11 protein-coding genes are annotated in these 12056 nt (G+C 41.5%); 5 read left to right on the top strand and 6 right to left on the bottom strand.

Going from position 1 to position 12056, the window contains the following annotated elements; all coding sequences use genetic code 11:
* Window positions 1–245: 245 nt before the first annotated feature.
* From EGC80_RS18520 to EGC80_RS18510, 3 genes are all read right to left on the bottom strand, one after another.
* On the bottom strand, window positions 246–695 hold the full coding sequence (locus EGC80_RS18520; protein WP_124011710.1) for a hypothetical protein: 450 nt from the start codon (window positions 693–695) through the stop codon (window positions 246–248).
* Between the two features lie 169 nt (window positions 696–864).
* The gene (locus EGC80_RS18515; RefSeq protein ID WP_124011709.1) at window positions 865–1221 is read right to left on the bottom strand and encodes a glutaredoxin family protein; all 357 of its coding nucleotides are present in this window, start codon (window positions 1219–1221) and stop codon (window positions 865–867) included.
* A 119-nt stretch (window positions 1222–1340) separates the two neighbouring features.
* Window positions 1341–4640 (bottom strand): DUF748 domain-containing protein, encoded by a 3300-nt coding sequence (locus EGC80_RS18510; protein ID WP_124011708.1) that lies wholly within the window; start codon window positions 4638–4640, stop codon window positions 1341–1343.
* 322 nt (window positions 4641–4962) lie between these two features.
* Between EGC80_RS18510 and EGC80_RS18505 the strand changes: the two genes are divergently transcribed.
* The 4 genes from EGC80_RS18505 to EGC80_RS18490 all read left to right on the top strand — a co-directional run bounded on the left by EGC80_RS18505 (window position 4963) and on the right by EGC80_RS18490 (window position 6936).
* Window positions 4963–5352: a GNAT family N-acetyltransferase gene (locus EGC80_RS18505; protein ID WP_124011707.1), complete on the top strand. Its 390-nt coding sequence runs from the start codon at window positions 4963–4965 to the stop codon at window positions 5350–5352.
* Window positions 5353–5511: 159 nt separating this feature from the next.
* Window positions 5512–6213 carry a DUF445 domain-containing protein gene (locus tag EGC80_RS18500; protein WP_101032004.1) on the top strand — a complete coding sequence of 234 codons (702 nt, stop codon included), beginning with the start codon at window positions 5512–5514 and terminating at the stop codon, window positions 6211–6213.
* A gap of 194 nt (window positions 6214–6407) precedes the next feature.
* The gene (locus tag EGC80_RS18495; RefSeq protein WP_124011706.1) at window positions 6408–6758 is read left to right on the top strand and encodes a VOC family protein; all 351 of its coding nucleotides are present in this window, start codon (window positions 6408–6410) and stop codon (window positions 6756–6758) included.
* Complete coding sequence (locus tag EGC80_RS18490; RefSeq protein ID WP_164839495.1) at window positions 6733–6936, top strand: DUF1289 domain-containing protein; 204 nt, start codon at window positions 6733–6735, stop codon at window positions 6934–6936. The genes EGC80_RS18495 and EGC80_RS18490 overlap by 26 nt, the downstream gene beginning before the upstream one ends.
* A 28-nt stretch (window positions 6937–6964) precedes the next feature.
* On the opposite strand, the gene EGC80_RS18485 is transcribed toward EGC80_RS18490, so the two are convergent.
* A complete protein-coding gene (locus EGC80_RS18485) occupies window positions 6965–7480 on the bottom strand; it encodes a GNAT family N-acetyltransferase (RefSeq protein ID WP_124011705.1) in 516 nt (171 codons plus the stop codon).
* Window positions 7481–7609: 129 nt separating this feature from the next.
* A complete protein-coding gene (asnB, locus tag EGC80_RS18480; protein ID WP_101032000.1) occupies window positions 7610–9274 on the bottom strand; it encodes an asparagine synthase B in 1665 nt (554 codons plus the stop codon).
* A 584-nt stretch (window positions 9275–9858) separates the two neighbouring features.
* Here asnB and EGC80_RS18475 point away from each other — a divergent pair.
* Window positions 9859–10257 carry an ACT domain-containing protein gene (locus EGC80_RS18475; protein ID WP_124011704.1) on the top strand — a complete coding sequence of 133 codons (399 nt, stop codon included), beginning with the start codon at window positions 9859–9861 and terminating at the stop codon, window positions 10255–10257.
* Window positions 10258–10392: 135 nt separating this feature from the next.
* Here the strand turns inward: EGC80_RS18475 and EGC80_RS18470 are convergent, their stop codons facing one another.
* A complete protein-coding gene (locus EGC80_RS18470; protein WP_124011703.1) occupies window positions 10393–12051 on the bottom strand; it encodes a M28 family metallopeptidase in 1659 nt (552 codons plus the stop codon).
* Window positions 12052–12056: the final 5 nt, after the last annotated feature.

Here is a 12056-nt window from a genome sequence, read left to right as displayed (position 1 = left end):
AAGCGTGATGACACTGGTCTTAGAGCCAACGGCAACATCACGAGAAAATTTGGATGCTATTTTAGCTTAATTGCTTAGCTGGATATAGTGTTTTATCCGTCAGCGACAGTATTAGTCTTTCAAGTCAGGTAAAACATCATCAGCTAAATTACCTCAACTCGGGTTAAAAGATGAGATAAAGCGGTAAATATCAGAATATTTTACCTGATTAACAACCGTTTAGTATCCCGAACGGGGTTTACTCATTAAACCCCGAATTTTTTGATATCTTCAGCGGTAGCACCATCGTTACATTCGCCACGAATTTCACCGCGTTCAGTTTCAACATAACGACTTAATTCGATAAATCCGGCTTTACAATAACCGTTCATTTCGATGGTTTTTTTAAGGCCAAGATCGATTTGTTGATGCCACAGTTCTAGGCGATTTTCAGCTTTACGTAGTTCTATTTGATAGCTTTGGGCATCTTGTTTACTGCGGCGAATGACTCTATCTCGAGGAGCATCACCGGGAATGCTACGATCAAGGGCGGTAGCTAATTTGGCTTTATAGACAAATAACTTAATCCCTTTACCTTTAATTTGCGTGCTGAATGCGTCGCGAAACTGGCCAACATAGTCCATTGGGTCTGGTTCGCTGGTGCTACAGGCGCTTAGAAGTATGGCGCTACAAATGATTAAGCCGATTTTTGACACACATAACCTCATCAGTTTTTTATCCTAAATGATATCTGGAAAAAGCTGCAGAAGATAATTATCAACCATTTATTGATACAACAATGGTCTAAAAAACAAAAGAATATATACAGCAATCTGTTAGCCACAGCATTAAGCTAAACTGTGGCGAAATAATACGAATTGTGGTTTACGCAAAACGCTCGTTGAGGTAGCTCATAATGGCTTTTGATTCATATAGCCATTGGGTTTTGCCATCTTGCTCGATACGTAGACAAGGGACTTTGAGTTTGCCACCTTGCTCGGTTAGCACGCTTTTGTGCTCATCTTGTTTGGCATCAACTAAGTTAATGGTTAAGTTTTGACGACGCATTTCACGACGAACTTTGACACAAAAAGGGCAGGCGGCGTATTGATACAATGCCAGCGATTGAGTCTGTTGATCGACAATGACTTGTTGATCTTGCGGACGTTGGCGCTTTTTAGGAGCAAACACAAAATTTAACAACAAAATAATTCGACCTAAAATCCAGCGAACGATAAACATATAAAACCTCAATCTTAACAATATTAATGATACGGCATGATTGCAAACGCCTGTTATTCCTCGTTTACAATGTATGCGCAGTCTACCCGATGTCGAGAGCCGTTAATAGCTATGACGGGTTAATTTACTTGTAGTTCAAGCAATGCTTCAGCGGCATCTTCTACGGTGTTGATGCGGCTTTCTAGTACAAAAACTTTTCCCGCATCAATGCCTGCTTGATCAATTAAATACGCTTTAACTGCGCTGGCCCGCTGTTGTGCTAATTGGCCAAATTCATCTGTAGTGATCTGCTGGTGGTTTTTAAGCATATTGTATAAGCCAATGTGCCAGCGAGTAACGAGCTCTACTTCTGTCAGCTCTGGAGTTTCTTGTTGTAAAGATTGTTTTATCGCTAATGGTGGCTGCGACAATTCTTGCTCAACTAATTGATACAGTGCATCAGCTGATGGCCCTGTTGCAGGGAACTGGCTGGCAGATAAACTTTTTGGTAACGCGTTAAATTTTATCCCTGCTGTTATAGCCAGTTGTTTATGCAGTTTGATTTCAGCTAACGCTTGTTTATCGTTAATTAAGTCAATACTGCCTTTAATATTGAGATTCAGCAGCGGTCTGTCTATTAATGCTTTAGCCAGTTTGTCGAGGGTATTTTTTTGTTTAAGTGAAAGACTGCTGAGTCCGTAATCAAAACTGATTTTATCCATTTCCTCATCACCATCCACAAGGCCTGCTAAGAATGAAAAGGGTGAGGTCACGGCTTTGGTAATAATATTACCCAAAGCATTCACGATTATGCTTCCAAAGCTGAAGTTGGGAGAATCAAGGTCCCCTGAGACATCAACGCCCAAATCAATCACACCGTGGCGATCTTGCAATAATGCCACCGCCAACGTCACCGGTAGACTGGTTGCTAAACTGCTATTGCTGGGTTTGCCCAGTTTAAGTTGATCAATGACGACGTGATTACTGCCAACTAATGCAGTGTTTTTAAGTTGGTAGTTTAGGTCTAATGACAATTGGCCTTTATCTATGTAATAGCCAGCATAAGTACTTGAATAGGGATTGACCGAGGTTAACTCTACGTTGTCAAAATTCAAGTTAAGATCAAGATACGGTTGGTCGAGTAACGGATTTATCTCACCTTTTAACGTCACCGGAGCATATCTATCGATTTTACCCACCAAATCAACCGATGCCGTGGTCTGTGGTTTCGATGAAAGATGGCTAATTTGGCCATTGAGCATTTCTATGCCTGAAGCAAAATTAGGTGTTAATGAGTTATCCGCAAAAAAAGCTGAGCTGTCTTTAATGCCTATTTTATTAATGTTGAATTGCATTTGCGGTGAATCTGTCATTGGCGGTTCACTGCCTGCTGATGAATTCAGTGTTGAGGCATCAGCTTTGCGCTGATCGACTATCAATTTGCTCGGATCAACGCTATCAACAGCTTGCTTTATCTCCACGGGATCGGTTGTGGCTTTTTTTGTGTGGATCAGCTGGCTGATATTAGTGCCGCGATCGGGTGAAATAATGATGCGACTAAAGAGTTTATCGAAGTTTATTTCATCGATGTCAATGATAGCTTGTTGGCGATCAAACGATAACTGGTTGATGTCCATGGTTTCCCATGTCAGCAATGGTTTATTTAGCACATTATCGTTAATGTGCAGCTGGTTGATGTTAGCGCTGCCTGTGTAGGTGAGGGTATCTTTAGCATCGGCATGTAAATTACCTTTAGTGGAAAATACCCCGTCTTCTACTGTGATATTAATGTATGGTGCGATATAGGGTTGCAAGCGTGACAGCAACATATTACTAAAATCGATATCAGCATTAATCGTTTGTGCTAATGCATCGACTTGCCCTGTCGACGTTAATAGGCTTTGCGCATTGATGCCAGTCGAGAATTGGTAATCAATAGGGGTGGATAAATCAGATTTTACCAAGCCGGTTGAGACATCAATGGGACCGAGTTGCCAAAGGATGATGTTATCACTGGCAATGCCTTCCCCAAGGTCTACTTGGTACTGTGCCACAGTGATTTTATGTAAATTGACTAACCATGGAGAATCAACCTTATCAGCAGTATTAGGATCAACATTTTGGCTTGTCATTTCAGTTTGTGACGGGCGGGGTGAACCTGCGTTTGTTTGCGGTGCTTGGGTCACAATAGCGTCAGGTGTTTGGGTGACTTGTTCAGTGGTTATGTCAGACTCTGCCTCTATGCTGGCGTCAGTGATATTTGAGACATTTGCAACCTCTGTGGTATCTGTGGTGTCATTAGTATCAGTTTGGCTCGAAGCAGCATCGTCGAGAAGTTGAGTATTTTGAGGTAACAGTAACGCGACTAAATCAGCTCCTTTAGGGGTGATGTTGAGTTTGATTTTACCATTTTCAGTATGAAACTCATCAATGCTAACAAGTTTTTTCTGGCTATCTACATTGATATTTTTTAACGCTAACACATCAATGGCGATTTTTTCATCTTGCTGATGTAGCGCTTTAAAACGGTTAATCACTATCTGCGCTTTGGTGACATTAATGTGGCTTATTGGGGCTAAGTTTTTATCTTGTAACGTCACAGTGTACTGGCCGTTTACGCTGAGCATGCCTTCAGATAAGTTAATCGCAAACAGTTGATCAACAAAAGTCCAATAACGAGATAAATCAACGCCAGCAGCGTCGAGATCACCTTGTATTGCTAATGGCGATAATTGAAATTGTCCTTGCAGTGCCACCGAGCCGTTAAATTGATCTTCTATGCTCAGATTATAGCGATTAACCTGGTCTTGTTTATCCTCTAACGCGGTACTCAAGCTGCTAAATTGTGTCAATGACAGATTGATATTTGGGTAGTTGATATGAGTATCGGTGACGTTGTCATCTAAGGTGAACACACCTTGTAGCAGCTCAATTTTACCGATGTTTATCGCCGGTAGACTTGTCGGTGCAGTATTGGCTGGTGTTGATTGAGTGTCTTTACCTAGGCGCTTGATAATATCACTAAAGTTAAATACAACCTGTTGATCATCGGTTTGAGTAAGCGACACTCGGATAGTGGGTTGTGCTAGACGGATATCTTCAATCACTAATGTCCAAGATGTGATGGATTGCCACAATTGAATGTTGCCATACAGCGTGGCTAGTGATGCAAAGGTTTGCTGACTATTAGCTTCATTGATAACCAAACCCGATACCGTTAGTTCTAGCGTAAAAGGATTGATACTAATGTCTTGTAGACTAACGTCTCTACCTAATTGCTCGGCTAATATCTCTGGTGCTTGTTGTTTGGCAATATACGGAATTAATCCACCGAGTACAGCGCAAGACAATAGGTAAATTGTTAATCCATAAAGGGTTAATTTTTGAATACGAGAGCGCGGTTTAACCGCTGAGCGCAACTGAGCTAAAAACGGGGTCATATGAAGTAGTCTTGATAAAAACAATGGTAACAGGTACCTATTTTAGCAAAAAAACTATCTTTGCAAATCATTATTTTGGCCGCAAAACTGATTAATTTACATTTAGGTTTATTGATGGTAGCGTTATATTTAAGTTTATGTAATTAATAGGTTTTATTTTATCTTATTGTTAACTTATTTTCGTATCTGACTTTAACTAGGAGTGTTAAGTCGTTATAGCGGGATGTTATCCTTGGCCCTTATGGCGTGATGGCATCATTTATTTAGCATAATATCTGCAGTATCCATGCGCGGATTTAACCTCAATTTTCAAGGATGACAAATGCAAATTCGTCTTGCTTCGAGCATAGATTTAGAACCGCTGAGCCTGCTATTTGATCAATATCGGCAGCAATTACACCAAGCCTCAGACTATCGTGCCTGCCATGCTTTTTTGAAACATCGCTTGGCTGAAAATGATTCGATGATTTTTGTGTCGTTCAAAGAAGATAAAATGATGGGTTTTATTCAACTGTATCCGTCGTTTTCTTCATTACGACTGGCGCCTGTGTGGTATTTAGAGGATGTGTTTGTCTCACCACAGGATCAGCAGCTTGATATTATCAGTCAGATGTATCAAAAAGCACAAGCATTGGCGCAAAGTACCGGGGTATTATTAATTAATCGCCACGATATAGAGGGCATTGTTGAGTCGGAATCAGTTGGTTCTTAGCATAAATCACCAATGTGAACTCGATTGACGGCTGTTTGACCTTGCTGGCTCAAACTATCAAAATATAAGCGTTAGTTATTTTAGACCTCAGTTATTTTTCTGGTAAAATAACTGAGGTTTTTTTATTATTTTTTCATCGTAGATGTTAAGGAACAGAGATTGAATAAGAGTGTATTAACCAACCTTATTGCGGCCATTCTTATGCTGGTCGGGTATGTGTTAGAACAACAGATTGTGCTGACGATAGGATTATTTGCATTATCGGGTGCGTTAACAAATTGGTTGGCGATCCATATGTTGTTTGAAAAGGTCCCCGGTTTGTATGGCTCTGGAGTGGTTCCATCGCGTTTCGAAGAGTTTAAATTGGGCATTAAACATTTAATGATGAAACAATTTTTTACCCAAGAGAATATCGATCGCTTTTTGACAACCAGCAGTGCCAGCAGTATTGATTTAACACCTGTGATTGAACAAATTGATTTGGCGCCGTCATTCGATGCATTGGTGTCGACCATCGAAAAGTCATCATTTGGTGCCATGATAGCAATGTTTGGTGGCACAGAGGCGTTGATCCCACTAAAAGAGCCTTTTATTGAAAAAATGAAACTGTCTTTAGTTGAACTGGCTCAAAGTGAAGAGTTTAATGCGATTTTAGTCAATGAACTTGAAAAGCCAAATATCATCGCTGATATGCAAGCGAAGGTGGCCAATATTGTCGAACAGCGTTTAAACGAACTTACGCCTGAATTAGTTAAACAAATCATCCAAGATATGATTAAAACCCATTTAGGTTGGTTAGTTGTATGGGGTGGTGTGTTTGGCGGTGTTATTGGTGCCGTTGCGGCATTGGTGCAACAATAGGGCGACAGCTATAATCTAGCTATCGAATCAATCATCATATTAATGCCGTAAGCCATAGTATTGCGCTATCGTATGAGTACTGGATATGAGTGATAGTATTAATATGAGTACTGAGTGATTGTACCTAGTAATAGTTATTAGTCTTAGTTCTTAGCATTAGTTCTTAGTTTTAGCCCTGAGTAATAGAGGTGAGCATGAGTCAACATCATAGTATTAATTATTTAGAAATACCCGTGAAAGACATCATTGCAACCAAAGCCTTTTTTACTCAGGTTTTTGGTTGGCAGTTTCAAGACTATGGTCCTGAATACAGCTGCTTTTTGAAGGTCGGAATTGATGGTGGTTTTTATCGAGCTGAGTGTCAATTTACCTTAGCTAAAGGCAGCCCGTTAATTGTGCTCTATAGCCAAGATTTAGGCGCGACCGCAGCCCAAATTATTCAGGCTGGTGGACAGATAACCAAAGCCGTATTCAGTTTTCCTGGGGGTAGACGTTTTCATTTTTCTGACACCAATGGTAATGAATATGGCGTATGGTCAGAGTAACGTTAATCAAATTGCCTCACCTTGCGTGAGGCAATGTTGTTTAGATGCACAGGATGTCTGTTTAGGGTGTCATCGCTCGCTCGACGAAATTCTGGCTTGGCACTCAATGAACGAGCAACAAAAAAGCGCGTTACTTGAAATATTACAACAACGCAGTATCGCGTGTAAAAACCGTTAGTACGACAGTTATCCATGACCTTTTTTCGCTACGCAGAGTTTGGGTTCATTCTTGGTTCGGTATCAGTTCTAAATAAACTGAATCCGCGTGCTTGATAGTTTTGTAATGCGCTGGGGTGATCTAACGAGCAAGTATGTACCCAAACTCGGCGGGTGTTGGGTAACAACCAAGCTTGCTCAATGGCTTGGGTCAGTAAATAGCCGCCAAATCCTTTACCGATAAAGCGTTCGCCTAAGCCAAAATACATAATCTCTACAGTCGCTTCTTCTTGCTGCTGCAATTCAACGTAACCCGCTGGTGCGCCATCTTTATAGGCCACAAACAAATGTAAATTGTCCGCTTCGCTATATTCTTGCCACTGGCTATCGGTCAAGGTCAGTTTATCTGTCCATTGCCACCCTGCACCGACAAATTGATATAGAAACCGATTAAATTGATATTGTTTTATTTTTACCTCAACCAGGGTTAATCCGTTGGGATCATTTTTAGGCTTTAATTGACTAGGGTCGGTCATTTCAAGATTGAAAATACTGATATCTGTCATGGGAAACCTTATTGTTGCTCAATTAATACGCTAAGCATTATGCCTCTGGACGCTGTTGTCATTATCTTACAAGATGGAGGCAAACAAAAACACCACCCAATAGGGTGGTGTTTAGCTATCGAGGAAAAATTAATATGCGCTAGCGTGAACGTTTTTAACTGCGCGGCCTGATGGGTCGTTAAGTCCTTGCAAACTTGCATCCCACAATAGTGCTTCAGGGGTTGAACAAGCCACTGTTTTTCCTCCGGGCACTGTTTCAGCTGCGCTGGCTAATGGGAAAAACTCTTCAAAGAAGCTGCGGTAAAAATAGGCTTCTTTTGACTCTGGCGTGTTGTATGGGAAACGGAACTTTGCGTTAGCATATTGCACGTCGCCGACGTTTTCTGCTGCGTGTGCTTTTAGACCATCAATCCAAGAGTAACCTACGCCATCACTGAACTGCTCTTTTTGACGCCATACTACTTCTTTTGGCAATTTATCCTCAAATGCCTGACGTAAAATATGCTTCTCGATGCGGCCATCTTTAGACATTTTGGCTTCTGGATTAATGCGCATTGCCACGTCGATAAATTCTTTATCTAAGAAAGGCACCCGAGCTTCAAGTCCCCATGCCGCCATGGATTTGTTGGCACGCAAGCAGTCAAATAAGTGCAGTTTATCTAGCTTACGAACTAACTCTTCATGAAATGCTTGCGCGTTAGGCGCTTTGTGGAAATACAGATAACCACCGAATAACTCGTCAGCACCTTCGCCAGACAGCACCATTTTAATGCCCATGGCTTTAATTTTACGCGCCATTAAATACATTGGCGTTGCTGCTCGAATAGTGGTGACATCGTAAGTTTCGAGATGATAAATCACTTCTTTAATCGCATCTAAGCCTTCTTGGAAGGTATAGACAATAGGATGATGAATGGTGCCAATGGCGTCAGCCACTTTTTGTGCGGCAACTAAGTCAGGAGATTCCGCTAACCCTACGGCAAATGAATGCAGCTGTGGCCACCATGCGCCAGTTTCGCCGTCGTTTTCAATACGATGTTTGGCGTAAGTTTGGGTAATGGCAGAGATCACGGATGAATCTAACCCACCAGACAATAATACCCCGTAAGGTACATCTGACATTAATTGGCGTTTTACTGCGGCTTCTAATGCTTCACGCAACTCTTCAATGCTTGCTGGGTTGTCTTTAACCGCATCAAAATCGCGCCAATCACGTTGATAATACTGGGTTGGTTTACCGTCGGCAGAATATAAATACTGTCCAGGGTAAAACTCAGCAACGGTTTTACATACCGGCATTAATGCTTTCATTTCAGAGGCAACATAGAAGTTACCCGATGCATCGAAGCCAGTGTAAAGTGGGATTATACCCATATGATCGCGGCCGATTAAGTAAGTGCCTTTGGCTTTGTCGTACAGTACAAATGCAAAGATGCCGTTCAGTTTGTCTAAAAAGTCACAACCGTATTCTTGGTAAAGTGACAAAATCACTTCACAATCTGAGTTAGTTTTATATTGGTATTTGTCACCAAGCTGAGCTTTTAATTGCTTGTGGTTATAAATTTCACCGTTTACGGCTAAGACTAAGTTGCCATCAGTGCTGATAAGCGGTTGCGCTCCGTGGTCAACGTCAACAATGGATAAACGTTCATGAGCTAAAATGGCATGTTCATCAGCATAAATACCAGACCAATCTGGACCGCGGTGACGCAGTAATTTTGACATTTCTAAGGCCACATGACGAAGTTGGCTTGCATCAGTTTTGATATCTAAAATCGAAAATATTGAACACATAATACGGCTCCAGCAGCGTTGGCTAATCTTTTTCTGCCACTACTTTGCCAGCATTTTGGTTAACTGCCAAGTTTGTTTTTTAAGATAACATCATAAAATTGGTTGTTTTAATGATTTTATCTCTTCGAAATATCTTTTTATTTAAATATTATCAATAATAACCTCTATTTTTATGAGATATCTTTATTTTTACTGCGATTATGATGATTTATTTTGATATTTCATAATCAAATACAACTAAAACGATAATTGCACTAAGGCAGTGCGTCTGATCGTTATTTGAGCAAAAAGAAGGTTGAATAGTCGTTTTGTGCTGTTGGTTAGCCATATCCAAGCTTAATAGGATTATTTATGCGCGATATTGGGGCTCCAGTTCACTCGGTGATAGCCAACCAAGCAAGGCTTAACTTGTTAAGTATATTAAGACTGGATAGGGTTACCTTGGTCACTTATGTTGTAGCTGGGTGGCATAAGCTGCATTTAAGTTAGGCGACATTTTAGTCAGGCAGCCCCTTTTTATTTGCAAAAGAATACCTTGATTCATAAAATCGCTTTATAACGGAAAAATATTTAAGGAAAAAAGAATGGTAGGTGAAACAAATTTAACGGCACTACTCGCATCGATATCACCGGTATTATTAGATGACGAATATGTTTTTTGCTCAGTGCAGGGGCAATATGGTGATTACCAAACTTTATCGCCACTGGCGACGTTTCGCGAATCTGAAGGGCTGACATTAGTATTAACCAAAGCGGCTGCTATTGAGGGCGGTTTGTCATTTGAATCAGTATTTAAAGGCATTACCTTAACGGTACACTCTAGCCTTGATGCCGTCGGTTTAACGGCTGCAGTGGCCAATAAACTCACCGAAAAAGGCATTAGCGCTAATGTTATTGCCGCGTATTATCATGACCATATTTTTGTGCAAACAGAAAAGGCGGCTTTAGCCATCGAAGCGCTAAATGAATTGAGTAAAGTGTGAGTACCGTTTATCCAGAGGATTAACTCAAAGACTAATGACATAAATGCTAATAGCACCAAATACCAATAAAAAAAGCCCATCAAATACATGATGGGCCAATCCTTGTTTTGGGGGACGGAATAGGGTGGTGTTGTATTAATCTGCAGGACGTAATTGATTAAATTCAGAACCGGCAAAGTATCCTGGCCAATCTTGATTATTACCTAGCTCAGCTGCGGCTTGGTAATACACGCCTAAATCTTGTAATGATCCGGATAAGTCCCATTCAGGACGATAATCGTCGCAGACGTTATGATAGCAGCCTTTCATTTTCACCAGCATTGCAGTTTTGTATTGTGCTGTTGCTTCATCAAGCGGTTCGTTACCCCCACCGGCAAATACTGCCGGTACACCTAATTTGGCAAAACTGAAGTGGTCTGAACGGAAAAATCCGCCTGATGCTGGGTTAAGTTCGCCCTTGCTAATCCGATCCTGTTTAGCTGCAGCGCGGTCTAAATAGTTTTCTAACTCAGACTGACCTTTGCCAACTATGGTGTAGTCTTTGGTTTTGCCATACACATTGGTGCTGTCTAGGTTAAAAACAGCGACCGTTTTATCAATGGGATAAATAGGATTAGCAGCATAGTAACGAGAGCCTAATAAGCCTTGTTCTTCACCCGTAGTGGCAATAAAGGTTAATGAGCGGGCTAAGCCATGACCTTGTTCGGCTTGCTGCGCAAACTGGCGGGCAATTTCTAAAATACCCGCAGTGCCAGAGGAATTATCTAATGCGCCATTATAAATTTGGTCACCGTCTTTGGTGTCATCTTTACCGAGATGATCCCAGTGGGCCGTGAATAGAATATGCTGATTGGCCTGAGTGCTGCCGGCTAACGTCGCAACCACATTATAACTGTCGGCATACTCTGTTTTGTTAGCAAATTCAATGCTGGCAGTTTGGGCTAAATTGACATTGAGTGAACTGTTGGCCGCGCGATCCATTAACGATGTTAATGATAGACCGGCTTTGTCAAACAAGGCAGTTGCACTGTCTAGGGTTAACCATCCTTCAACTTGAACCCGTTGATCTTGTTCTGCTTGGCTAAGGACTAAGTCTTGTTGAGCTCCAATCCAGCTATTTTCGACTACCGACCAGGGATAGGAAGCGGGTTCAGTCTCATGGATAATGATAGCGCCCAATGCTCCTTGGCGACTGGCTTCTTCAAACTTATAAGTCCAACGGCCATAGTAAGTCATCGCCTTACCATTAAACTTCGCCCCTTGAGGATGAGCAAAGCCTGGATCATTAACTAAAATGATGGCAATTTTGCCTTTCATGTCGAGGTCTTGGTAATCATTCCAGCCGTATTCTGGTGCATTAATACCGTAACCGACGAACACTAATGGCGCATCTTTAATACTGACTTGGTGGTTATCATGACGACTGCCTAGCACAATATCTTGGCGATACTGCATGTCCATGCCAGCTAAATTAATTCGTTGTTGCTCGCTGGCGGTGTAGCTTACCATTGGAACTGGTTGCAGAAAACTGCCGTTATAGGCGCCTTTAAGCCCCATTTGAGTGAAGGCAGCGGATAAATATTCTAGGGTAAGTTTTTCACCTTGGGTGGTGGGCGCCCGACCTTCAAACTTATCAGACGATAATGTTTCGATGTCGGTTCTAAAGCGTTGTTCATTAAACGTCACAGCAGTGACTTTAGCTGGGGCAATTTGTTCGGTCGAAGCGTGTTTAGCATCGTCACTATTGCATGCTGTCAGCAAGGCAATGGCGCAAAAAGGCAACAATCGTTTCATGCTAT

It is taken from the genome of Shewanella psychromarinicola (genome assembly GCF_003855155.1).
GTDB lineage: Bacteria > Pseudomonadota > Gammaproteobacteria > Enterobacterales > Shewanellaceae > Shewanella > Shewanella psychromarinicola.
The sequence above is the reverse complement of the archived record's forward strand: the minus strand, read 5'-3'. Positions and strand labels throughout refer to the sequence as shown.